This is a genomic window from Rhodococcus sp. ARC_M5 (assembly GCF_022810405.1).
Taxonomy (GTDB): Bacteria; Actinomycetota; Actinomycetes; order Mycobacteriales; family Mycobacteriaceae; genus Rhodococcoides; species Rhodococcoides navarretei.
Genome location: NZ_JALGQE010000002.1, coordinates 130,606 through 152,210, shown reverse-complemented (window position 1 = coordinate 152,210; position 21,605 = coordinate 130,606). Strand labels below are relative to the sequence as shown.

Sequence of the window (21,605 nt, the reverse complement as noted above, 5' to 3'; positions counted from 1 at the left end):
GTTGCGAACGACTCGTTTGAAATAGGAATAGCCTGGTCGGGGCGGTAGCTGTGTTGCGCTTACACAGATGCGTAGGTAGCAATGTAGTCATGACTTCAGCTACCGCTTACCAGGCCACTGCTCCGGACGCCCCGCTCGAGAAGGCGACGATCGAGCGGCGCGCCGTCGGACCGAACGACATCCTCATCGACGTGAAGTTCGCGGGCATCTGCCACTCCGACATCCACACCGCCCGCAACGAATGGGGCGGCACCTCGTACCCCGTGGTTCCCGGACACGAGATCGCCGGCATCGTTGCCGAGGTCGGCTCCGAGGTGACCAGCCGCAAGGTCGGCGACCGCGTCGGCGTCGGCTGCTTCGTCGACTCCTGTGGCGAGTGTGAGGCATGCAAGGACGGCGACGAGCAGTACTGCACCAAGGGCGTCGTCCAGACCTACAACTCGAAGACCTACGAGGGTGAGTTCACCAACGGTGGATACTCCACCCAGATCGTCGTCACGGAGAAGTTCGTGCTCGGCATCCCCGAGGGCATCGAGCTCGATGTCGCGGCACCGCTGCTGTGCGCAGGCATCACGCTGTACTCGCCGCTCAAGCACTGGGGAGCGGGCCCCGACAAGAAGGTCGCCATCATCGGAATGGGCGGACTCGGACACATCGGCGTCAAGATCGCTCACGCCATGGGTGCGCATGTCACCGTGCTGAGCCAGACCGATGCCAAGGAGGCAGACGGCAAGGCCTACGGTGCCGACGAGTACTACGCCACCAAGGACACCACCGCGCTCAAGGATCTCCAGGGCAAGTTCGACCTGATCCTCAACACCGTCTCGGCCAACCTGCCCATGGGCAAGTACCTGGGACTGTTGGCCCGTAACGGCACCCTCGTCGAGCTCGGTGTTCCCGAGAAGCCCCTCGAGGTGCCTGCATTCAATCTGCTGGCCAACCGCCGCTCGTTCGCGGGCTCGATGGTCGGCGGCATCGCCGAGACCCAGGAAATGCTGGACTTCTGCGCCGAGCACCACATCGGTGCCGAGATCGAGGTCATCCCGGCCGAGAAGATCAACGAGGCATACGACCGCGTCGTCAAGTCCGACGTGCGCTACCGCTTCGTGATCGACGCAGCCACGCTGTAACTGTCTCGTTGTACGCGTGAATGGTCCATTGACCTGCCCAGACGGGGGTCAATGGACCATTCACGCCTTCGAAGGGGGTTCAGCTCTCGGCCAGCCGCTTCTTCTCGTGTTCGACGTCGAAATCTGCTGCAGGCCAGTCGAGATCGAGCTTCTCGAGGGCGTCGATGAGAATTTCCGTGACAGCAAGTCTGCTGTACCACTTACGGTCGGACGGAACGACGTACCACGGTGCGTGGTCGGTATCCGTACGATCCAGGACTCGCTGATACGCCTCCCGGTACTGCGGTAGGAAGCCACGCTCGGTCACATCGCCCGGGTTGTACTTCCAGTGCTTGTCCGGTCGATCGAGCCGCTCCTGCAACCGCTTCTTCTGCTCGTCCGCCGAGACGAACAAGGCCACCTTGACGACGACCGTGTCCTCGTCGACCAATTCCTTCTCGAAGGCGTTGATCTCGTCGAATCGCTTCTCCCACACCTGCCGCGGCACGAGATCGTGGACCGCGACGACGAGCACGTCCTCGTAGTGGGACCGATCGAACACCCCGATTCGGCCGGCCCGCGGAAGTGCGTTGCGGATGCGCCACAGATAGTGGTGCTGCTTCTCTTTCTGGGTCGGCACCCCGAACGAGGCGAGGTCGACACCCTGCGGATCGACCATCCCGATGACGTGTTTGACCATGCCGCCCTTGCCCGCGGTGTCCATGCCCTGCAACACCAGCAGGACCGACTTGGTGCCGCCTGCGCGCCCGTGGGCATAGAGCTTTTCCTGGAGCGCCGCAAGAACTGCACCGCGCTGCTCGAGGACGTCGTTGCCGTGTGCTTTCGCGCCGTCGAATCCCGGAGTTGCCGTGAAATCGATGTCCTCCACACGGGGAGATGCGCCGGCGCGCAGCACATCGACGGGCGAGAGCGTCCACAGTTTCGACTTGTCGGCCATAGGCGAGAAGACTACTTCTCTACCATGGGATTCATGGCCCCTACCATCGCAAAAGCAGAAACCGTGTCGCGTGAGGAATTGCTCGAATTCGTCTCCCCGCGGCACCATCACACCCTGATCACCCGCAAGCGCGACGACGGCCTGCAGGTCTCTCCGGTCTCGGCCGGGGTGGACTCGGAAGGCCGCATCGTCATCGCCACCTACCCCGAGCGCGCGAAGGTACACAACATCCGCCGCAATTCCGCCGTCACGGTGCTGGTGCACAGTGACGACTGGAACGGTGACTACGTGCAGGTCGACGGGACGGCCGAGATCATCGATCTGCCCGACGCCGTCGAGCCGCTGGTGGAGTACTTCCGCAGCATCGCAGGCGAGCACTCGGACTGGGACGAGTACCGCGCGGCGATGGTGAAGCAGGGAAAGTCGTTGATACGCATCGTGATCGACACCTGGGGACCGATCGCCGCGGGTGGATTTCCCCCGGGAAGAGTGTGACAAGCCCGCCCGGGAGAGTGTGACAAGCCCGCCCGGAAGAGTGTGATCTAGCCCTTCAGCGGTGCTGCGAAGAGCGGTACTGCGTTTTCCAGTGCGTATCGGGTACCGGCCACCGAGGCGGCCGAGAATGCGTTGGACAGGTCGAGGTCACCGAGAACTACGAGGCGTCCGTCGCGTGCCGACGGCAGGCCCTGGATCGACGGGTTCTCGGTGATCACCTCGGGTCCGGTGCCGATGGGGAACATGACGGTGAGGTCGGCGTCGAGGGCAGCGACGTTCTCTTCGGAGAGTTCGATGCTGAACGCTCCCGGCTCGGCGAGGTTCTGGATGGCCGGGGTGTTCGTCATGCCGAGTGATTCGAGGTAGTCGACGCGGGTGTCGCCGCGCACGTAGGCACCGATCTGTCCGCTGTAGAGCGTGCCGACGGCGACGGTCTTGTCGGCGAACTCCGGGTTGGCCGCGATCGTGTCGTCGATCAGTGCCTGGGTGTCGTCGACGAGCTTCTTGCCCTCGTCGACCTTTCCGAGCGCCTCGGCGACGATCTCGGTCTGGCCGTCCCACGTGGTGCCGTAGGCGACGTCGGTTCCCGGTGGTGCCGCGACGGTGGGTGCGATGTCGGACAGCTGGTCGTAGACCGCCTTGTCGTTGGTGCTACGCGTCCAGAGAATCAAGTCCGGGGTCAGAGCGGCAACCGATTCCAAGTCGACGTCGAAGGTGCCGACGATCGTGGGGTCGGTGTCGTAGGACTCGTCGACCCACGGTCCCAAGCCGTTTCCACCGACGCCGAGCCAGTCGCTGGCCCCGACCGGTTCCACCCCGAGGGCCAGCGCGGTCTCTGCGTCCGACCAACCGAGCGCCACTACGCGTTGGGGGTCTGCTGGAACTTCGACGTCACCGAACATGTCGGTGACCACGACACCACCGGCCTCGGAGGGGTCGGTGGTGTCGCCGTCAGAGGCGTCGGAACTGCATGCGGTGAGGGCGAGGGCAAGGGTGAGGACTGCCGCAGGCACAGCCACTGAACGAGAGATGCGCATAGGGCACGCTAACCTATCAAGCGCGGAAATGCTCCACGATCTTCGCGCAGAAGGCCGGCAGGTCGTCCGGGTTGCGGCTCGAGACCAGGTTCCCGTCGACGACCACTTCCTCGTCGACGACCGTGCCACCCGCATTGCGGATGTCGGTGCGGATGCTCGGGTAGGACGTCAACGTCCGGCCCTTCACGACGTCGGCCTCGACGAGGGTCCAGGCTCCGTGGCAGATGACGCCGACGGGCTTGCGGGCCTGCACGAATGCGCGGACGAACTCGACCGCGTCCGCGTCGACACGAAGTTGGTCGGGGTTGGTGGTTCCGCCGGGCAGGATCAGGGCGTCGAAGTCGTCCGCAGACACGTCGGCGACGACGCGGTCGACGGTGAAGGTGTCGGCGGCATTGACGTCGCTCTCCATGGCTTGGATGTCGCCATGGTCGAGTGCGACCAATGTGACTGTGGCTCCGGCTTTTTCGACGGCTTCGCGGGGCTGAACCAGCTCGACTTGCTCGACGCCGTCAGTGGCGAGAATGGCGATGCGGCGTCCGGTCAGGGTTTCGTTGGTCATACCTGTTCGGATGTCCGACCGGGCCGGATCTCAAACTGACGAGCGATGGTACGAATGGAGACATGAGCGAATCACCCATCGAAACTCCCGCCGAGGATCGCGCGCAGCAGGACCTGCCGATCGTGGACGAGCCGGCCGAGCCGAACGTGGACGATCTGCCCGTCGAGGCCGACGCTCGAGACGTTCTGGACCAGCGAGCCGAGGTGCCACTGGACGACGAGGGGTACGACGAGCGTTAGGACGTTCCGGACTCGTCGACCAGAGGGTGGGGCTGCGACTTGAACTTCGCCGGTGAGCCGTCGGCCATGGCGACCCCGTGGATTCCGCCCCACATCATCATGCAGAGGTAGTCGATCAGGTCGTCCGCCGACATCGACTTGTTGGAGATCCACCAGTGGGTGGCCAGCTGGACCGCACCGACGATGGCGAACGCCCACGGCACCGAGCCGCCCGAGTCCATCTCGCGTTGGCGAAGGCGCTCGCCCAGCACGGTCGAGAGCAACTCGGCGATCATTCGCTCCGACTCGGCGACGACGTCGCGGTTGTTGCCGGCGTTGTTCGCCATGACGTACAGGTACACCTCGGGATCGGTGGCCACCGTCTCGACGTACGCGGTCACCACGACGCGAGTGAGCTCGTACTCGTCCAGCTCGTGCGAGATCGCGGCGTAGATGCGCGGGGCGAGCGTCGTTTCGACGTACCGTGACATGGTTGCGCTCGTCAGATCGTTCTTGTCGGTGAAGTACCGGTAGAGCACGGTCTTGGAGATACCGATCTCCGACGCGATCTCGTCCATTCCGATCTCGCGACCGCGCAGCCGGATGGCGGCCAACGTGCCGTCGACGAGTTCCTCGCGTCGCGCGATCTTGTGCTCGCGCCACCGACGTTTGCGGCCGTCCGGCTTCTCGGCCTTGGGCTTGTCCTCGCTCGGCTCGGACTCGTCCAGCTTTGCCTCCGTCGTATTTCTCGCCACAATGCCACCCTATGCGCCTGCTCCGACACCATTGCAGGCTGTGTCCGGTTGATCCGTCACATTTCTGGGCACAATGTCGGTTGTGCAGCTCATGAACTTCGACGACGAGACCAAACGCCGCGACCTCCGCAAGATGAAAACGGTCGCGACCGGCTTCCTCGTTTTCGCCTCGATCGTCTATCTGTTCTGCCGGTGGCAGGAGTCGACGGGGGCAGGTGCCTGGGTGGGCTACGTCCGGGCAGCGTCGGAGGCGGGCATGGTGGGCGCGCTCGCGGACTGGTTCGCGGTGACGGCACTGTTCAAGCACCCGCTGGGCATCCCCATTCCGCACACGGCGCTGATCAAGAAGAAGAAGGATCAGCTGGGCGCGAGTCTGAGTTCGTTCGTCGGTAGCAACTTCCTGGCACCCGAGGTGGTGTCGGAGAAGGTCGCGTCGGCTCAGGTTCCGTTGCGCTTGGGCACCTGGCTCGCCCAGCCCGACAATGCCGAACGTGTCGCGGCCGAGGCGGCGACCGTGCTGCACGGTGTCGTCGATGTTCTCAACGACGAGGACATCACGGCCGTCATCGACAGCACCATCGTCCGCCGACTCGCCGATCCGCAGTGGGGACCGCCGATCGGCCGCATTCTCGACGAATTGCTTCGCGAGAACCGTCAGCTGCCGCTCATCGACATGCTCGCCGAGCGCGCTCATCAGTGGGCGCTGGGCAGCCAGGAGATGATCGATCGCGTCGTCGCGCGGGATTCCCCGAACTGGTCGCCGAAGTTCGTCGACACCCTGTTGGGAGAGAAGGTCTACAAGGAACTCGTCGAGTTCACCTGGAAGATCCGCTCCAACCCCGAGCACGATGTGCGCCTGGCCGCCAACAAGTTCCTCGTCGATTACGCCAACGACCTGCAGCACGACCCGGTGACGATCGAGAAGGCCGAGAAGCTCAAGGCTCAGATCATGGGGCGCGAGGAGATCACCGGCCTCGCGGCGGCAACGTGGAAGGTGGCCAAGCGGCTGATCACCGAGTCGGTGGACGATCCGACGAGCACGCTGCGTACCAAGATCAAGGAGAACACCGCCAACCTCGGCGTGCGGCTGCGCGACGACGAGGAACTGCGCGGCAAGGTGGACGGTTGGCTCCTCGGTGGGGCGAGTTACATCGCCGCGAACTACGCGGACGAGATCACCACGATCATCGGCGACACCGTCGCTCGCTGGGACGCCGAGGAAGCGAGCAAGAAGATCGAACTCCAGGTCGGACGCGATCTCCAATTCATTCGCATCAACGGAACCGTCGTCGGTTCCATCGCTGGTCTGGCCATCTACACGATCTCGGATCTGATCTTCGGGCACTAGTGCTAGCAGAGTGCTTGCAATAGTTAGCACCCTTCGGTACCGTCCAGTAGGACACCGAAACAGGAGGCCGAGATGGCCGAGGACGAGGGAGATCTGGTCGCCAAGGCGACCGAAGCGACGCAGGTGGTTGCCGAGGCCGGGGATCTTGTCGCCGCAGTCGTGACGACTGCAGCCCAGGACATCGGCAGCTACATCCGATCCCAACGCGAAGCCGCACAGGTATCGATGCGGCAACTGGCAAGCCGGGCCGGAGTGAGCAACCCCTACCTGAGTCAGATCGAACGCGGACTACGAAACCCGTCCGCAGAAGTGCTAGCGCAGATAGCCAAGGGTCTGCGCGTCTCCTCGGAGGTGCTGTACGTCCGGGCCGGGATCTTGGAAGCGCGTCCCCACGGTCCGGTGCGCGAAGCTCTGCTCGGCGATGAGCACATCACCGAGCGGCAGAAGCAAGTGCTGATCGAGATCTACGACTCGTTCTGTCGTGAGAACGAGTCGACGCAGGAGCCCGAACCCGACGAACAGGAGACACCCGATGTCTGATTCCAAGAACTTCGAGAACGTCAAGACCCCCATCTTCGCAGCCGTCGGTGCAGGCGACGCCGTCGTCCAGGCAGTAGCGGACGTCGTCGCACAGGTGCGTTCGCGCGCCGAGAGCCGCACCAGCGAGGTCAACGCCCGCATCGCAGACCTTTCCGAAGACGTCACCGAGGGCGTCGAGAGCCTGCGCGAGCGTCTGGCGAACCTGCCCGCCGAGCTTCCCGACGAGATCGCCGAGCTCCGCGAGCGGTTCACCCCCGAGGAGCTGCGCAAGGTTGCCGAGGCCTACCTGAAGGTCGCCTCCGATCTGTACACCTCGCTCGCCGAGCGTGGCGAGGAGACCGTCGAGCGCATTCGCCGCACCCCGGCAGTCGAAGAGAGCCTCGAGCGCGCCAACTCCGCTGCCAACGACGTCGTCGACCTCACCGAGCAGGCCCTCGGAACCGTCGCCTCGCAGACTCGCGCAGTCGGCGAGCGCGCCGCTGCCATGGCCGGCCTCGCGTCGGACAAGGTTCGTGAAGGTGCCGAGGAGATCTCCGACGCGGCCGACGAGCTCGCCGAGAACATCGACGAGGCGGGCGACGAGGCCAAGGAGAAGGCCATCGACGCTTCCGACAAGGTGAGCGGCGTGGCGGGCACGGTCGAGGCCAAGACCCGCAGCAACGCGAACTCGCCGATCAAGAAGACGCCTGCTCCGGCAAAGAAGACGGCACCGGCACCGGCCGCGAAGAAGGCCACCCCGGCTCCGGCCAAGAAGGCTCCGGCGAAGAAGACCACTCGCTAAAGCATTCGTAAAGAAAACGACCCCTGCGCCGCGCGGTGCGGGGGTCGTTTCTCGTACACTGGCGGGCGTGATTGCGAGCAGCTTCTCCCAGACGATCTTCCTGATCCTGCAAATCATTTCGATTGCCGGAGCCGCGTTCGCCATTTTTCATGCGCTGCGCCAACGGCCGGATGCGTTTCCCGCGGCCGGAAAGCTGACCAAGAACGCCTGGTTGGGCATTCTGGCGGTGGGACTGTTGCTCACGCTGATCGGCCCGATGGTCATCATGTTCTGGATCATCGGCATCGTCGGAATCGCGGTGTACCTCGTCGACGTCCGACCCAAGATCGACAGTATCCAGCGCGGACCCCGCTGGTAGGTGGTCACATCGACGCCCGCTTCGTTGTGGGCGTACCGTCTACCGCACCCGCCAGGGGGTTCGAGGTAGAGGGGATTTTCAGTGGTTTCACGCAAAGCAGTCGAGTTCGCGCTGTTCGGAATCGGCAGCGCCGCTGCGGCGGCCGGTCTCGGTGCACTCGTCGTTCGGCGACGTCGCCTGCATTCGTTCACCAAGACGACCGACGTCCAGCCCGACGAACTACTGCAATACCCCACCTACGAACCGCACCTCACCGAGGTGGTCACCGATGACGGGGCGCACCTGCACGTTCGGAGCTACGGTGACGCCGATGCCGAACCGATCGTCTTCAGTCACGGCTGGACCTGCTCGGCCGACTACTGGTACCCGCAGATCAATGCGCTCGCCGGCCGCTATCGCGTCATCACCTACGACCAGCGCGGGCACGGCCGCAGTGATGTCGGTACGCGTCCGCTGAGTCCGGACATCCTCGCCGACGACCTCGCCGCAGTTCTCGCCGCGACGGTCGCCGAGGACAACAAGGCCGTCCTGGTCGGGCACAGCATGGGCGGCATGTCGATCATGGCGTGGGCCGGCAACTATCCCGAGCAGGTCGATCGGCTCGTCAGCGCTGTGCTCCTCGCCAGCACTGCCACCGACTCTCTCATCCGCGAAACCACCGTCATCCCGCTGCCGCAGCGTTTCCCCCGAGTGCCCACCCCGGTCGGACGCGCTGTGCTCGGTTCGGCACTTCCGCTGCGGCCGTCGCCGGTGGTGCGTCAGGCCATCAAGTACATCTCGATGGCACCCGGAGCGACACCGGCCGAGGTGGCGTTCTGCGAGAAGATCGTGCTGGATTGCGCGCCTCGGACCCGTGGGGTCTGGGGAGCCGCCCTGACCGACCTCGACATTCGGGAGGCACTGGGGAACATGTCCGTGCCCACCAGCGTGCTCGTCGGCTCGGCCGACCGATTGACCCCGCCGGTGCACGCTCGCAAACTCGCCCGCGCCCTCGACGACCACGACCACTTGAGCCGCCTGATCGTCATCCCGGGCATCGGACACATGAGCTCGGTGGAAGCAATCGACGAATTCAACGCCGAGGTGGTTCGGCTCCGTAACTTGTGATCTAGCTGAACACCACGGTCTTGCGGCCGTGCACCAGCACGCGGTCCTCCAGGTGCCATCGCAGACCACGGGAGAGCACCAACTTCTCGATATCGCGGCCCTGGCGCACCATGTCGGTGACTTCGTCGGAGTGGTCGACGCGGATGACGTCCTGCTCGATGATCGGACCCGCGTCGAGCTCGGCGGTGACGTAGTGGCACGTCGCGCCGATCAGTTTGACGCCCCGGGCGAACGCCTGGTGGTACGGACGCGCGCCGACGAACGACGGCAGGAAGCTGTGGTGGATGTTGATCGCTCGGCCGGCCCAGTGCGCGCACAGCGATTCCGGCAGAACCTGCATGAAGCGCGCCAGCACCACCGCGTGCGGGTCGTAGGAATCGACGAGCGACCGCACCTCCTCGAAGGCGGGCCCCCGCTCGGCCGGATCCTTCGCGAACTCGACATGATGGAACGGAGTGCCGTGCGCGGCAGCAATCGGCTCGAGTGACTTGTGGTTGCCGATCACCGCGGAGATCTGGGCGGGCAGTTCGCCGCCCGCGGCGCGTCCGAGCAGGTCGTGCAAGCAATGCGCTTCCTTGCTGACGAGCAGCACCACGCGCTTGGGTTCGCCCGAATCGTGAAGCGCCCATTCGGTTTCCGGCCCCAGCTCGGCGGCCACCTCGGCGAACCGTGCACGCAGATCCTCGACGCTCATGCTGACCGACGACGCTCGTACGGCCTGCCGGGTGAAGAACCAACCGGTATCGGGATCGGCGTGATACGCAGCTTCGACGATCCATCCACCGACCTCGGCGAGGAAGGTCGAGATGCGGGCGACGATGCCCGTCTTGTCGGGGCAACCGAGCGACAGAACGTAGCGGCGATCCTCGGATACGGAAGAACTCATGCCGTCGATTCTCTCAGGGCGTGCGGACCCCGGTTGCCACCAGTGTCCCGAGATCGATCGAATCGATGCCGCACTCGGCCAGCAGCGTCGTGAACTCGGCACGGATCTGCGCCCGAGTCGCATCGTCGAACGGTGTCAGCGCGCCGCGCATCGCGCTGCCCAGCACCAGATCCCACACGAACGACTCCGTGGCGGGAACGTGGTTGGACAGCTCGACGACCCGGACGTCGGTAGCGCCCACGTCGGTGAGCCACCCACGCAGAAGATCCACGGTTTCCATCCGGCGGATCGGGTGCTTGTCGTACCCGTCCTGCGCGAGGGACCCGGCATGCTCGCTCGGCGGAGAATGCGCACCGATGACCTCGAAGAACGTGCCCGCGAACGCCTCGATCGCACCCTTGCGCCACACCGTCACTCCGACGCGACCGCCCGGACGAACGAGCGACACCAGACGAGCGAAGTCCTGCGCGGGATGGGGCAGGAAGAAGATGCCGTACGAACAGGCCAGTGCGTCGTACCCGGCGTCGGGCACCGTCGACGGCGGCTCCCACACGGTGGCGTCGGCGACGACGAAGTCGATGTTGCGCAAGGCGCGATCGGTAGCTTTCACACGGCCCACCTCCAACAGGTCGTCGGCGAGGTCGATGGCGTGCACGAGACCCTCGGGGCCGACGGCCGCCGCCGCAGGAATCGCTGACGCCCCGGTGCCGGAACACACGTCGAGAACCGCGTCGCCGGTGGCCAACTCGAGCGCGAAGGCGAGCGATTGCCCGGCCGGCCCCCAGACCTGCGGCGTCACCGCGTCGAACTCCCTGCTGGTGGCATTGAAGGTGGCGGCGAGCGAGGCTGCGGTCATGAAGAAAAATCGTAGACCGACAGGGCTCCCGACGGCAGAGCTGTGAAAAGCTGGAGGGCATGACACTCACCCGCGCTGCCCTCGCCGGAATGGTCGACCACACGCTGCTCAAGCCCGAAGCGACGACGGCCGACGTGGCCGCACTCATCGAGGAAGGCCGGGAGCTCGGAGTGCTCGCCGTCTGCGTCTCACCGTCGATGCTGCCGATTCGCGCCGAAGGAATGCTGACCGCCGTCGTCGCCGGATTCCCGTCGGGCAAGCATCATTCGTTGATCAAGGGGTCCGAGGCACGGCTCGCGGTGCAGCAGGGTGCCGAAGAGGTCGACATGGTGATCGACGTCGGAGCGGCCATCGCGGGGGACTACAACGCGGTACTGGCAGACATCGTCACCGTCCGCGAGGGCATCTCCGGAAGCACTGTCCTGAAGGTCATCATCGAATCGGCGGCGCTGTCCGACGACGCGATCGTCGAGGTCTGTCGCGCCGCCGAGAAGGCCGGAGCCGACTTCGTCAAGACGTCCACCGGGTTCCACCCGGCCGGCGGCGCGAGCGTCGAGGCGGTGCGCTTGATGGCACAGACCGTCGGCGGGCGACTGGGTGTCAAGGCCAGCGGCGGCATCCGTACCACGGAGGCCGCCCTGGCCATGATCGACGCGGGCGCAACACGATTGGGGCTGTCGGGAACCCGCGCGGTGCTCGACGGACTGAACTAGAGCGACTGCGTCGCACGTGAACGGAACTTCGTAGCAGACTACGAAGTTCCGTTCACATGGGTTACGCGACGAGCGAGCAACCCTCGGGAGTCGGCTGATTCTGATCCTGCTGAGTCACCGGAATCGTGTACTGCCCGCCCTCGAGGGTGAGCTCGATGCCGCTGTCGGTGACGGTCAACGACGTCGGCGTCATGTCCAACGGGTACGCCTGCAGGCTGTCGGTCAGCACGCCGACGACGGAGTCGACCAGATCGGTCGGGATACCGAGACCCAGAATCGATGCATCCACGGTCTGGAAGTCGACCCTGCCGTCCACAACCTGCGGCTCGACGGTGAGGTTCGCCAGAGCGCCGACCGCGAATTCGAGGGTGCCTGCCGACGCGTCCGAGGTGACGCCGGAGACGATCGCGCCGATGCCCTGACTCTGCAGGGTGCGCGTGATGCCGTCGGTGGACCACGCGATGTCGGCACTCGAACTGCCGATGGTGCCGCCGGAGTCGGCGGTCTGCGTCAGGTTCAGATCCCGTGCCTCGGCCTGCACGACCATGCCCTCGGCGGGGCCGAAGCGCGCGTCGTCGCTGTCGACGGTGACCGAGGAGACCTTCTTGTCCACCAACGACAGCAGCACCGGCTTGAGGCCGAGACCGACCTCCACCTGGCTGCCGAGCTCGGATTCGAGCTGGCCGGCGAGGCAGGATTTGATCTGCTGACGCACGAACAACTCGCCGCCGATGACGGCGACGAGGAGGACTACGACGACGGAGACTGCGATCAACGGCACGCTGCTGCGCTTGGCTGTGGATGACATTCCCGGCAGTCTTCCCGATGATTCTGAGCAAGCTCTGTGAAACTCGCCGAACCTGCGGCATCGGATCGAAACTTTGTGACCTGTAACACATTGTGCCGTAGGCTTGCGTCATGAGTACGACAGGACCGAGCGTGCACGAACTGCACTCGTTGGCCACTCGTCAGGACGGCTACTTCACGGCCGAGCAGGCCGGGGAGCTCGGCTTCGATCCGGCGATGGTGCGCGTCAACCTTGCCACGAACACGTGGACTCGCGTCGAGCGCAACCTGTTCCGTCTCGGCCAATGGCCACACAGCGAGCTCGAAGTGTTCGCGATGTGGTGTGCCTGGTTCGGCGGCGAGGCGGTGATTTCGCACCAGAGTGCGGCCGAGCTACACGGTTTCGGGCATCTGCACCCTCAATTCGTGCATGTCTGCGCCTTCGGCGACCTTCGATTGACCGACACCAGGCTCGCGGTGCATCGCCTCCGGCTCGAGCCGCGTGACGTCGAATCGGCAGGCACGTTCAATCTCACCACCCCGGTGCGTACGGTGCTCGACCTCGCCGCGGGTGGCATCTCCCAGATCACCCTCGATGAGGTGGTGTGCGACGCCGTCGCGATCGGTCGGGTGGACCCGCAGGCGCTGTACTTCGAGGCAGGCAGCAGCACCGATCGAGTGGCCGAACGCGTCGAACTGGCACTGTCGGCCTGCACGTAGCCGCGAAATCGGGTGCAGCCGACCGCGCTCACCGCGGCCGGCTGCACCCGATTCACGTTCTCGGTGCGACTACCGACCAGGGCACCGTCAACACGTTGTCGCGCATGCGCCGGCGGGGGAGAGTGACCGGAAGACCCTGCTCGGCAAGCACTTTCAGGGCTGCGCGCCAGCGCAGTCGAGGCCCGAACGGGGCCAGCGGTGCCGACACCGACCACGCTCTGTCCGCCCGCTGAAGCAGATCGTGCACCAGCTCGCCCTCGACGTTGCGGTGGATCAGTACCTTCGGGAGCCGCTCTGCGATGTCCGACGGCATCGCGACGTCGAACGGGTCCCACGCCAGTGTCAGTGATCGCGGGCCGTCGGCGTCGAGCAACACCCAGGCGCAGCGTCGACCGAGTTCGTCGCAGGTGCCGTCCACCAGCAGGCCGCCGGGTGCCAGGCCCGACAGAATGCGTTGCCACGCAGCCGGTACCGCGTCCTCGGGGTACTGCCGCAGTACGTTGAACGCCCGCACCAGGTTGGGGCGCAAACCGGCCAACTCGAAACCGCCGCGGGCGAACTCCACGCCGTCACTCCCCGGAACGACGCGTGCGGGATCGATCTCGAGGCCCGTCACGCGAACATCGGGCCGGACGGTACGCAGTCGACCGGCGAGTTCGAGCGTGGTGTTGGGCATCGCGCCGTAGCCCAGATCGACGACGAGGGGATCGGGTGAGTCGAGCAGAACGCGTCGAACATCGGGGTTGTGCGTCAGCCATCGGTCGCTGCGACGCAACCGATTGATGCCGGTGGTGCCGCGGGTGATGACGCCTTCGGGGGCAGGAGTGGAGCCTGCGGAACGACCCAGATGGGGAGTGGAGCCTGCGGAACGACCCCTGTTCGGACTGTTCAGGGCTAGGCGTTCTTTTCGAGCCAGTCGGCGGTCACTTCGCCCTCGCCGCGCCACAGGTCGATCAGGTTGACCAGCATGAGCTGCTCGAGCTTGCCTCCGATGAACGGCAGGAAGACCTTGGCCTCGGAGGAGGTGCGCAGGGTCGAGCCGCCGTTGGTCGGGAACAGCGAGGTGGTGCCCTTGAGTGAGCCCGGTCCGGCCGGAATCGACGCGTCGTAGTGGCCCGCGGTGACTTCCTCGTAGGCGTCGAAGTGCACGTTGCGGGTGATCACCATGTCCTTCTTCATCACCGTCTGCGCGATGTCGGGCAGTTCGGTGCGCGGGATGACGTGGTGCATCACGATGTCGATTCCGGCGTCGGACACCTCGAAGCTCTTCAGCTCGTTCTCCGAGTACTTACGCATCTCCTCGATGCGCGCATCCCAGTGATCGCGACTGGAGAGCGCTGCATAGACCTGCTGCGTCGAGTGGGTGAACCGGGCGGAGTAGTTCATTCGGCGAGCCATAGTGCGCCAGGTTACCCAGGAGTGGAGCCTGCGGAACGACCAGGTTGGGTCCGCAGGAGCGGAGCCTGCGGAGCGACCCGGTTGCTCAGTTCGTGTTCGCGGCGATCCAGTTACCGGTGAAGTCCTGTTCGTTGTCGATGAGGGAGAGCACCTGCTCGCTGATCATCGCTTCGATCTTGCCGCCGAAGATCGGGACCTTGACCTCGGTGGTGCCTGCCAGTGCGACGATCGTCGTCTCGCCCACACCGTCGAGCGTGGTGGTGCCGGTGATACGCGCCGGTGCACCCTCGACGGTCGCTCCGAACATGCCGTCGGCGTGGGTGCCGTCGAACGGCCCCCAGCTCTCGGTGCGTTCGATGATGAGGTTCCCCTTCTTGAAGGCGGTCACCGCGGACGGCAACTCCTCTTCGGGGACCGACTGGGTCATGACGACGTCGATGGTGCCGTCGCCGACGGTGACGCTCTTCAAGCTGGCACCGGGGCCGCCGATCTGCTCGATGCGGTCCTTCCAGTACTGCTCTGACGTCAGTGCGGCATGGACCTTGTCGGCGGAGGCGGGCACAGTCGAGCTGTGCTCAATGGGGCGAGGCATCCCCGCAGGTTACCGGGTGACTGAAGACGTTCGTGCGCGACCGGTAGCGTGAGAGTCCGTGCCTACTGCAATTTCGGAGCTCACCACCATTCGAGTGGGCGGCCCGGCCCGTGAATTCTGTGTCGCGACGACGGGTGACGAGTTGGTTTCGCTGGTGCGCGACGCGGATCGGGCCGGAACGGACGTGCTGGTCGTCGGCGGTGGATCCAATCTGGTCGTCGGCGACGACGGGTTCGACGGCCGGGTGATTCAGGTGACCGGCTCGCGGCTGGACATCGAGGGCGAGATCGTCACGGTCGATGCCGGTGTCGAGTGGGATGTCGTCGTACAAGCGACGATCGATGCCGGGCTGTCCGGTATGGAAGCGCTGTCGGGGATTCCCGGAACGACGGGCGCGACGCCCATTCAGAACGTCGGCGCGTACGGCGCGTCGACGTCGGAGCTGTTGCACGGTCTCACCGTCTACGACCGTGAGACCGAGGAGACAGCGGTGTGGACGCCGGAGCAGTGCGGTTTCGGTACGCACCGTTCGTCGGTGTTCAAGCGGTCCTCCCGCTACGTGATTCTGGACGTGACGTTCGCACTGAAGAAGACGACCGAGTCGCTCCCGGTGCGCTACGCGGCGTTGTCGGAGCGTCTCGACGTGCAGATCGGCGACGTCGTACCGGTGCCGGACGTCCGCGCAGCCGTACTGGCTCTGCGGGGCGAGCGCGGCATGGTGATCGACGCGGCCGATCACGACACGTGGAGCGTGGGGTCCTTCTTCCTCAACCCGGTGTTGCCGGAGGTGCCGGAGCAGGCGACCCACGCGCCGAGCTTTCCCGACCCTGCCGGTACCAAGATCCCGGCTGCCTGGCTGATTCAGAACGCGGGATTCCCGCGCGGTTACGGCACCGAATTCGGCCGCGGGACCGCAGCTCTGTCCTCCAAACACGTACTGGCCATCACGAACCGGGGCGGGGCGACCGCGTCGGACATCATGGCACTTGCCGCGCACGTGCGAGACGGGGTGCAGGAGAAGTTCGGCGTCACGCTCACGCCCGAATGTGACCTCGTCAACTGCGCGCTGGGTTAGAGCTACTCGAAACGGCGCATACGATGGAGCTTTGCGCGTCCAGCTCGTAGGAGGTAAATCAGTGCAGGTCACCAGCGTGGGACATGCGGGATTCCATATTCGGACCGAAGCCGGGAGCATCCTGTGCGATCCGTGGGTGAACCCGTCTTTCTACGCGTCGTGGTTCCCGTTCCCCGACAACTCGGCCCTGGACTGGGACGCTCTGGGTGATTGCGACTACCTCTACGTCTCGCACCTGCACAAGGACCACTTCGATCCGAAGAACCTGGCCGAGCACGTCAACAAGGACGCCACGGTGCTGCTGCCGGACTACCCGGTGCTCGATCTCAAGCACGAGCTGGAGAAGCTCGGCTTTCACAAGTTCTACGAGACGACGGACTCGGTCAAGCACACGATCTCCGGTCCCAAGGGCGATCTCGACATCATGATCATCGCGCTGCGAGCACCCGCAGACGGTCCCATCGGCGACTCGGGTCTGGTCGTCTCGGACGGCAAGACCGTCGCGTTCAACATGAACGACGCGAGGCCGGTGGACCTGGACGTCATGACCGAGAATTTCGGTCCCGTGGACGTGCACATGCTGCAGTACTCGGGTGCGATCTGGTACCCGATGGTCTACGACATGGTCTCGCGCGCCAAGAAGAACTTCGGTATCCAGAAGCGTCAGCGTCAGATGGATCGGGCGCGTCAGTACATCGAGCAGGTCGGCTCGACGTGGGTCATCCCGTCGGCAGGCCCGCCGTGTTTCCTCGACGACGAGCTGCGCTCGCTCAACGACGTCTACGGCGATCCGGCCAACGTGTTCCCGGATCAGATGGTCTTTCTCGAGCAGATGCGACTGCACGGGCACGACAAGGGCCTGCTGATGATGCCGGGCACCGCCGCAACGTTCGACGGTTCCGAGCTGCTCTCGCACGAGCATCCCATTCCCACCGCCGAGGCCGAGGCCATCTTCACCACCGGCAAGGCCGACTACATCGAGGCGTACGCCCAGCGTCAGGCGTCGGTCATCGCGGCCGAGAAAGCCGGCTGGGCTCCGGCCGAGGGCGAGCCACTGCTCGAGCCGATGCGGGGCCTGTTCGAGCCGATCATGGCGCAGACGGATCTGATCTGCGACGGCATCGGCTACCCCGTCGGAATCACGATGGGCGACGAAACCGTCGTGCTCGACTTCCCGAAAAGAATTGTGCGCGAACCGATCTCGAACGAGAAGTTCCGCTACAGCTTCACCATCCCGCCGGAACTCGTCCGCACCGCCATACGTGATCAGGAGCCGGACTGGGTCAACTCGATCTTCCTGTCCACCCGCTTCCGTGCTCGACGCGTCGGCGGCTACAACGAATTCCTCTACACGTTCTTCAAGTGCCTCACCGATGAGCGCATCGCCTACGCCGACGGCTGGTTCTCCGAGGCGCACGACGACACCGCCACGATCACGATGGGCGGCTACGAGATTCAACGTCGCTGCCCACACCTGAAGGCGGACCTGACGAAGTTCGGCATCGTCGAGGGAAACAAGCTCACCTGCAATTTGCACGGGTGGGACTGGAGCCTCGATTCCGGCCGCTGCCTCACCTCCAAAGGCCACGAATTGCGCACGCGCAAACTCTGAGTCATTCCGCAGGCTCCACTCCTGCAGCTGTGAGACTGCCCCCAAAAATCGGGGTAGTTCGCAGACGCAGGTACGTTGGACAACGTGCATGAGCAGGTAGAACAGACAAAACGGACGCGTGCGGTGTGGTTGATCGCCGTGCTCGTTGCCTTGGTGGCACTCGTGGCAGGCTGCACCGTCGGATCGGGGGAGGGCGGCTCGGGTGCCGCAGCCCCCACCACCGAGGCAGCGCCCGTCGCGCAGGTCACCGAGAACCCGGTCGCAGGTGCCGTCGACGTCAGTCCCGTCGCGCCGATCTCGGTCTCGGTGGCCGACGGAACGCTCACCGAGGTCGCGTTGACCAACCCCGACGGCAAGGTAGTCCAGGGCGCGCTCTCGCCGGACAAGACCTCGTACGCCATCACCGAACCCCTTGGCTACGGCGTCGAGTACACCTGGTCCGGCTCGGCCCTTGGCAGCGACGACAAGATCGTCGACATCGCCGGTGCCTTCACCACCGTCGAACCCGACAGCCGTACCTCGGTGAGCACCAACATCGGCGACGGCCAAGAGGTCGGCATCGCCGCGCCGATCATTCTGCAGTTCGACTCGGCCATCGCCGACAAGGCCGCCGTCGAGAAGGCATTGACGGTGACCACGAACCCGCCGACGCCCGGCGCGTGGGCCTGGTTCCCCGACGACAACGGCTCGCGCATCCACTGGCGTCCCACCGACTACTGGGCACCCGGCACGACGGTGTCGGTGGACGCCAAGCTGTACGGCGTGAACTACGGCGACGGCGCGTACGGGGCCGACGACGTCACCCTCAACTTCAGCATCGGACGCAGTCAGATCGTCGTCGCCGACGCCACCAGCCACCGCATGCAGGTGGTCCGCGACGGCCAGACGATCATGGACATTCCCGTCAGCTACGGCGAGGGCAACGAGGACCGCAACGTCACCCGCAGCGGCATCCACGTCGTCACCGAGAAGCACGAGGACTTCCTGATGTCCAACCCGCCGTTCTACGAGAACGTCCGCGAACGCTGGGCGGTGCGCATCTCCAACAACGGTGAATTCATCCACGCCAACCCGCTGACCACCGGTGTGCAGGGCGCATCGAACGTCACCAACGGCTGCATCAACCTCTCCGACGCCGACGCCCAGGGGTACTTCCAGACGGCGATGTACGGCGACCCCGTCGAGGTCACCGGAACTCGCATCGACCTCTCGGCAGCCGACGGCGACCTGTACGACTGGGCCATCGACTGGCCGACGTGGGAGTCGATGAGTGCGGTGTGAGCGCTACGCGCATGTGCACGGAAATTCGTAGTCCACTACGAATTTCCGTGCACATGCGGCGAAGCCGCTACTTCCGGGAGAAGCGCCCCGGACCGGCCTGATCACGTGGCTTGATGATGATCTGGTCGAGGTTGACGTGCGACGGGCGCGACGCGACGAACCCGATGACCTCGGCGATATCGCTCGCCGTCAACGGATCGATGCCCTGGTACACGGCGTCGGCCTTGTCCTTGTCGCCGTCGAACCGGACGAGCGAGAACTCGGTTTCGACGGCACCCGGCGCCACCTCGGTCAACCGCACCGGCTTGCCGAGCAGTTCGCCGCGTAGCGTCCGATGCAGCACTGCCTGAGCGTGTTTGGCGGAGGTGTAGCCCGATCCGTTGTCGTAGGCCTCGAACGCCGCGACGGAGGTGATGGTGACGATCAGGCCGTCACCGGAGTCGATCAGCTTGGGCAGCAACGACTTCGTCACCCGCAATGTACCGAGCACGTTGGTCTCCCACATCCAGCGCCAGTCGTCGAGGTCGGCGTCGATCACCGGGGCCAAGCCCTTCGCGCCACCGGCGTTGTTGATCAACACATCGACGCGGGGAATGACGGCGGTGAATGCGGCCACCGAATCCTCGTCCGTCACATCGAGTTCCAGCGCGGTGCCACCGATCTCCGACGCCAACTCCTCCAGCCGGTCGAGTCGGCGGGCGCCGATCACGACGTGGAATCCGTCGGCGGCGAGTTGGCGGGCGGTGGCCGCGCCGATGCCGGAACTCGCTCCGGTGACGACGGCGATTCGGGCATCGGGGGAAATCTGTTCGGACGAGGTCATGGCGAAATTCTATGTCGGGCGCATCGCATGCTCGCCGGGGCCCGATTGGACATCGGATGCGCGGATGCTAATTTTGGTTCCATGTCCGCCGGCGATACCACCGCGATGCGGGTCACCTATGTGACCGCATCACTCGGTTCTCGCTTGCCGCTTCCTCGGGAACTGTGTTGTCCCGGCCAAGGAATCTGTCTCTAGCCTCTTCGAGCTTCAGGCAGTCGATTCGCGTGCCGTGGCCCCTTCGTGGCCGCCGCACCCACCCTTGACCTGCACCACTTCTCCCTTTCTTCGCTGTTCGTCCGCGGTGAAAGGCCTGCACCTGCTGAGGATCTTCGACGGATGTCTGTCACCACGCTGCACCACACCCGCTCTGCCGCGCTGCGATCGCGTCTCCAACTCGTCCCACCCGATCTTCGGATCGCCGACGGCCCCGCCGCGTCGGTGCTTCGGGTGGCCTGCGTCGAAGGCCCGATCTCACGCGAGCGTGCCGCTCGCGCAACAGGATCGAGTATCGCAACGGTCAACCGTCAGGTGTCTGCCCTGCTCGGTGTCGGACTGCTCCGTGAGCGCGCAGACCTGGTGGCACCGGGGGCAATCGGACGACCGCGAGTACCGTTCGAGATCAACCACGAGCCCTTCTCGACCATCGGCATCCACATCGGAGCCATCGTCACGGGCATCGTCGTCAGCGATCTGCGTGGACGGATCCTCGGTGCCGTCGAGATCCCCACACCCGCTGGATCTTCGGAGGTAGCGCTGGCCTCCGTCACCCGCAGCGCCGGTGCCTTCGCCGGACGTTGGCATCGCCGCACCCCACTGTGGGTCGGGGTAGCGATCGGCGGACGCGTCGACACCGCGAGCGGCACGGTGGACCATCCGCGGCTGGGGTGGGAGAACGGACGCGTCGGCGGCATCATCGGCGGCGGACTGGGGCTACCGATCTCGGTCTCCGGTCACGTCGACGCGATGGCGGCCGCCGAGTTGCTCCTCGCGCCGCGCCTGTCGGACAGTGTTGCTGCGCAGAGCAACAGCGGAACCTCGCTGTACTTCTACACACGCGAGACGGCGGGCATGGCGCTGACCATCGACGGCCGCGTGCATACCCCCGCGAGCGGTCCTGGCTCCATCGCGCACCTACCCACCGGATCGTCGGCGCTGTGCAGCTGCGGCGCTCGAGGATGCCTCGAGGCCTCCGTCAGCGATCGAGCGGTGGTCGCTGCTGCCGTGGCGCGTAACATCGTTGCCCCGCAGCCCCGCCCGAGCGTCGCCGCGGTGTACCGGGCGGCACAGGGTGGTTCGGGGGCGGCGCGGGAACTACTCGTCGAGCGGGCGCAGATTCTGGGTCGGACAGTGGCGCTGCTGCGCGACATGTTCAATCCGGACCGCGTCGTACTCGGAGGCCAGGCGTTCACCGCTTACCCGGCCGGAATTCCGCATGTGGGTCAGGCCTTCGCGGCTCATTCGACATTGCCGCGCACAGATATTCGGGTCACCGGCTTCGGCGACCGAGTGCAAGAACACGCCGCGACAGTGGTCTCGCTCAGCGCTCTGTACGCGGATCCGCTCGCCTCGATGCGCAGGGCCGCGGCGTAGGTTGA

At 65.2% G+C, this 21,605-nt stretch carries 25 protein-coding genes; 14 read left to right on the top strand and 11 right to left on the bottom strand.

What is annotated here, in order from left to right:
• The first annotated feature begins 89 nt into the window (after nucleotides 1-89).
• A complete protein-coding gene (locus MTX34_RS04080; RefSeq protein WP_243596488.1) occupies nucleotides 90-1,130 on the top strand; it encodes an NAD(P)-dependent alcohol dehydrogenase in 1,041 nt (346 codons plus the stop codon).
• A gap of 79 nt (nucleotides 1,131-1,209) precedes the next feature.
• Here MTX34_RS04080 and MTX34_RS04075 read toward each other — a convergent pair whose 3' ends face one another.
• Complete coding sequence (locus MTX34_RS04075; protein WP_243596487.1) at nucleotides 1,210-2,067, bottom strand: PPK2 family polyphosphate kinase; 858 nt, start codon at nucleotides 2,065-2,067, stop codon at nucleotides 1,210-1,212.
• 33 nt (nucleotides 2,068-2,100) lie between these two features.
• Here MTX34_RS04075 and MTX34_RS04070 point away from each other — a divergent pair, with 33 nt between their 5' ends.
• On the top strand, nucleotides 2,101-2,562 hold the full coding sequence (locus tag MTX34_RS04070) for a PPOX class F420-dependent oxidoreductase (protein ID WP_032394153.1): 462 nt from the start codon (nucleotides 2,101-2,103) through the stop codon (nucleotides 2,560-2,562).
• Nucleotides 2,563-2,609: 47 nt separating this feature from the next.
• Here MTX34_RS04070 and MTX34_RS04065 read toward each other — a convergent pair whose 3' ends face one another.
• Nucleotides 2,610-3,581: an iron-siderophore ABC transporter substrate-binding protein gene (locus MTX34_RS04065; protein WP_243608544.1), complete on the bottom strand. Its 972-nt coding sequence runs from the start codon at nucleotides 3,579-3,581 to the stop codon at nucleotides 2,610-2,612.
• A 34-nt stretch (nucleotides 3,582-3,615) separates the two neighbouring features.
• Nucleotides 3,616-4,161 (bottom strand): type 1 glutamine amidotransferase domain-containing protein, encoded by a 546-nt coding sequence (locus MTX34_RS04060; protein WP_243608543.1) that lies wholly within the window; start codon nucleotides 4,159-4,161, stop codon nucleotides 3,616-3,618.
• A 62-nt stretch (nucleotides 4,162-4,223) separates the two neighbouring features.
• Between MTX34_RS04060 and MTX34_RS04055 the strand changes: the two genes are divergently transcribed.
• Nucleotides 4,224-4,400 (top strand): hypothetical protein, encoded by a 177-nt coding sequence (locus tag MTX34_RS04055; protein WP_243596484.1) that lies wholly within the window; start codon nucleotides 4,224-4,226, stop codon nucleotides 4,398-4,400.
• On the opposite strand, the gene MTX34_RS04050 is transcribed toward MTX34_RS04055, so the two are convergent.
• A complete protein-coding gene (locus MTX34_RS04050; protein WP_243596483.1) occupies nucleotides 4,397-5,134 on the bottom strand; it encodes a TetR/AcrR family transcriptional regulator in 738 nt (245 codons plus the stop codon). The genes MTX34_RS04055 and MTX34_RS04050 overlap by 4 nt on opposite strands.
• Before the next feature lie 73 nt (nucleotides 5,135-5,207).
• Here MTX34_RS04050 and MTX34_RS04045 point away from each other — a divergent pair, with 73 nt between their 5' ends.
• The 5 genes from MTX34_RS04045 to MTX34_RS04025 all read left to right on the top strand — a co-directional run bounded on the left by MTX34_RS04045 (nucleotide 5,208) and on the right by MTX34_RS04025 (nucleotide 9,268).
• Complete coding sequence (locus tag MTX34_RS04045; protein WP_243596482.1) at nucleotides 5,208-6,482, top strand: DUF445 domain-containing protein; 1,275 nt, start codon at nucleotides 5,208-5,210, stop codon at nucleotides 6,480-6,482.
• A 72-nt stretch (nucleotides 6,483-6,554) separates the two neighbouring features.
• Nucleotides 6,555-7,022, top strand: coding sequence for a helix-turn-helix domain-containing protein (locus tag MTX34_RS04040; RefSeq protein WP_243596481.1), 468 nt, complete (start codon nucleotides 6,555-6,557; stop codon nucleotides 7,020-7,022).
• The gene (locus tag MTX34_RS04035; protein ID WP_243596480.1) at nucleotides 7,015-7,803 is read left to right on the top strand and encodes a heparin-binding hemagglutinin; all 789 of its coding nucleotides are present in this window, start codon (nucleotides 7,015-7,017) and stop codon (nucleotides 7,801-7,803) included. Before MTX34_RS04040 ends, MTX34_RS04035 begins: the two co-directional genes overlap by 8 nt.
• 67 nt (nucleotides 7,804-7,870) lie before the next feature.
• Entirely contained in the window at nucleotides 7,871-8,161 is a 291-nt protein-coding gene (locus MTX34_RS04030; RefSeq protein WP_121873494.1) for a DUF2516 family protein, read from the top strand.
• Between the two features lie 81 nt (nucleotides 8,162-8,242).
• Nucleotides 8,243-9,268: an alpha/beta fold hydrolase gene (locus MTX34_RS04025; RefSeq protein ID WP_243608542.1), complete on the top strand. Its 1,026-nt coding sequence runs from the start codon at nucleotides 8,243-8,245 to the stop codon at nucleotides 9,266-9,268.
• Between the two features lies 1 nt (nucleotide 9,269).
• Here the strand turns inward: MTX34_RS04025 and purU are convergent, their stop codons facing one another.
• Nucleotides 9,270-10,154 (bottom strand): formyltetrahydrofolate deformylase, encoded by an 885-nt coding sequence (gene purU / locus MTX34_RS04020; protein ID WP_243608541.1) that lies wholly within the window; start codon nucleotides 10,152-10,154, stop codon nucleotides 9,270-9,272.
• A gap of 13 nt (nucleotides 10,155-10,167) precedes the next feature.
• Nucleotides 10,168-11,010, bottom strand: a complete 843-nt coding sequence (locus MTX34_RS04015) for a class I SAM-dependent methyltransferase (RefSeq protein WP_243608540.1) — start codon at nucleotides 11,008-11,010, stop codon at nucleotides 10,168-10,170.
• Between the two features lie 59 nt (nucleotides 11,011-11,069).
• On the opposite strand from MTX34_RS04015, the gene deoC reads away from it, so the two are divergent.
• A complete protein-coding gene (gene deoC / locus MTX34_RS04010; protein ID WP_374638807.1) occupies nucleotides 11,070-11,723 on the top strand; it encodes a deoxyribose-phosphate aldolase in 654 nt (217 codons plus the stop codon).
• Between the two features lie 61 nt (nucleotides 11,724-11,784).
• Here deoC and MTX34_RS04005 read toward each other — a convergent pair whose 3' ends face one another.
• Nucleotides 11,785-12,531 (bottom strand): DUF2993 domain-containing protein, encoded by a 747-nt coding sequence (locus tag MTX34_RS04005; protein ID WP_243596476.1) that lies wholly within the window; start codon nucleotides 12,529-12,531, stop codon nucleotides 11,785-11,787.
• Nucleotides 12,532-12,641: 110 nt separating this feature from the next.
• On the opposite strand from MTX34_RS04005, the gene MTX34_RS04000 reads away from it, so the two are divergent.
• Nucleotides 12,642-13,229: a hypothetical protein gene (locus MTX34_RS04000; RefSeq protein WP_243596475.1), complete on the top strand. Its 588-nt coding sequence runs from the start codon at nucleotides 12,642-12,644 to the stop codon at nucleotides 13,227-13,229.
• A gap of 52 nt (nucleotides 13,230-13,281) precedes the next feature.
• On the opposite strand, the gene MTX34_RS03995 is transcribed toward MTX34_RS04000, so the two are convergent.
• The 3 genes from MTX34_RS03995 to MTX34_RS03985 all read right to left on the bottom strand — a co-directional run bounded on the left by MTX34_RS03995 (nucleotide 13,282) and on the right by MTX34_RS03985 (nucleotide 15,219).
• Nucleotides 13,282-14,004, bottom strand: a complete 723-nt coding sequence (locus MTX34_RS03995; RefSeq protein WP_279392846.1) for a class I SAM-dependent methyltransferase — start codon at nucleotides 14,002-14,004, stop codon at nucleotides 13,282-13,284.
• A 119-nt stretch (nucleotides 14,005-14,123) separates the two neighbouring features.
• Nucleotides 14,124-14,627, bottom strand: a complete 504-nt coding sequence (locus tag MTX34_RS03990; RefSeq protein WP_032380350.1) for a DUF2505 domain-containing protein — start codon at nucleotides 14,625-14,627, stop codon at nucleotides 14,124-14,126.
• Nucleotides 14,628-14,712: 85 nt separating this feature from the next.
• Nucleotides 14,713-15,219: a DUF2505 domain-containing protein gene (locus MTX34_RS03985; RefSeq protein WP_243608539.1), complete on the bottom strand. Its 507-nt coding sequence runs from the start codon at nucleotides 15,217-15,219 to the stop codon at nucleotides 14,713-14,715.
• A 58-nt stretch (nucleotides 15,220-15,277) separates the two neighbouring features.
• On the opposite strand from MTX34_RS03985, the gene MTX34_RS03980 reads away from it, so the two are divergent.
• The 3 genes from MTX34_RS03980 (at nucleotide 15,278) to MTX34_RS03970 (ending at nucleotide 19,187) form a co-directional block, all read left to right on the top strand.
• Complete coding sequence (locus MTX34_RS03980; RefSeq protein ID WP_243608538.1) at nucleotides 15,278-16,294, top strand: UDP-N-acetylmuramate dehydrogenase; 1,017 nt, start codon at nucleotides 15,278-15,280, stop codon at nucleotides 16,292-16,294.
• Between the two features lie 61 nt (nucleotides 16,295-16,355).
• Complete coding sequence (locus MTX34_RS03975) at nucleotides 16,356-17,906, top strand: MBL fold metallo-hydrolase (RefSeq protein ID WP_243608537.1); 1,551 nt, start codon at nucleotides 16,356-16,358, stop codon at nucleotides 17,904-17,906.
• An 84-nt stretch (nucleotides 17,907-17,990) separates the two neighbouring features.
• Nucleotides 17,991-19,187 carry an Ig-like domain-containing protein gene (locus MTX34_RS03970; protein WP_243608536.1) on the top strand — a complete coding sequence of 399 codons (1,197 nt, stop codon included), beginning with the start codon at nucleotides 17,991-17,993 and terminating at the stop codon, nucleotides 19,185-19,187.
• A gap of 67 nt (nucleotides 19,188-19,254) precedes the next feature.
• On the opposite strand, the gene MTX34_RS03965 is transcribed toward MTX34_RS03970, so the two are convergent.
• A complete protein-coding gene (locus MTX34_RS03965) occupies nucleotides 19,255-20,010 on the bottom strand; it encodes an SDR family NAD(P)-dependent oxidoreductase (protein WP_243608535.1) in 756 nt (251 codons plus the stop codon).
• A gap of 336 nt (nucleotides 20,011-20,346) precedes the next feature.
• On the opposite strand from MTX34_RS03965, the gene MTX34_RS03960 reads away from it, so the two are divergent.
• On the top strand, nucleotides 20,347-21,600 hold the full coding sequence (locus MTX34_RS03960) for an ROK family protein (protein ID WP_243608534.1): 1,254 nt from the start codon (nucleotides 20,347-20,349) through the stop codon (nucleotides 21,598-21,600).
• The last annotated feature ends 5 nt before the right edge of the window (nucleotides 21,601-21,605 follow it).

Bases quoted from the DNA above. Each gene is read 5' to 3' on its own strand.
- MTX34_RS04080 (WP_243596488.1), top strand. From the start codon at position 90: ATGACTTCAGCTACCGCTTACCAGGCCACTGCTCCGGACGCCCCGCTC.
- MTX34_RS04075 (WP_243596487.1), bottom strand. From the start codon at position 2,067: ATGGCCGACAAGTCGAAACTGTGGACGCTCTCGCCCGTCGATGTGCTG.
- MTX34_RS04070 (WP_032394153.1), top strand. From the start codon at position 2,101: ATGGCCCCTACCATCGCAAAAGCAGAAACCGTGTCGCGTGAGGAATTG.
- MTX34_RS04060 (WP_243608543.1), bottom strand. From the start codon at position 4,161: ATGACCAACGAAACCCTGACCGGACGCCGCATCGCCATTCTCGCCACT.
- MTX34_RS04055 (WP_243596484.1), top strand. From the start codon at position 4,224: ATGAGCGAATCACCCATCGAAACTCCCGCCGAGGATCGCGCGCAGCAG.
- MTX34_RS04045 (WP_243596482.1), top strand. From the start codon at position 5,208: ATGTCGGTTGTGCAGCTCATGAACTTCGACGACGAGACCAAACGCCGC.
- MTX34_RS04040 (WP_243596481.1), top strand. From the start codon at position 6,555: ATGGCCGAGGACGAGGGAGATCTGGTCGCCAAGGCGACCGAAGCGACG.
- MTX34_RS04035 (WP_243596480.1), top strand. From the start codon at position 7,015: ATGTCTGATTCCAAGAACTTCGAGAACGTCAAGACCCCCATCTTCGCA.
- purU (WP_243608541.1), bottom strand. From the start codon at position 10,154: ATGAGTTCTTCCGTATCCGAGGATCGCCGCTACGTTCTGTCGCTCGGT.
- MTX34_RS04015 (WP_243608540.1), bottom strand. From the start codon at position 11,010: ATGACCGCAGCCTCGCTCGCCGCCACCTTCAATGCCACCAGCAGGGAG.
- deoC (WP_374638807.1), top strand. From the start codon at position 11,070: ATGACACTCACCCGCGCTGCCCTCGCCGGAATGGTCGACCACACGCTG.
- MTX34_RS04005 (WP_243596476.1), bottom strand. From the start codon at position 12,531: ATGTCATCCACAGCCAAGCGCAGCAGCGTGCCGTTGATCGCAGTCTCC.
- MTX34_RS04000 (WP_243596475.1), top strand. From the start codon at position 12,642: ATGAGTACGACAGGACCGAGCGTGCACGAACTGCACTCGTTGGCCACT.
- MTX34_RS03990 (WP_032380350.1), bottom strand. From the start codon at position 14,627: ATGGCTCGCCGAATGAACTACTCCGCCCGGTTCACCCACTCGACGCAG.
- MTX34_RS03985 (WP_243608539.1), bottom strand. From the start codon at position 15,219: ATGCCTCGCCCCATTGAGCACAGCTCGACTGTGCCCGCCTCCGCCGAC.
- MTX34_RS03965 (WP_243608535.1), bottom strand. From the start codon at position 20,010: ATGACCTCGTCCGAACAGATTTCCCCCGATGCCCGAATCGCCGTCGTC.
- MTX34_RS03960 (WP_243608534.1), top strand. From the start codon at position 20,347: ATGTCTGTCACCACGCTGCACCACACCCGCTCTGCCGCGCTGCGATCG.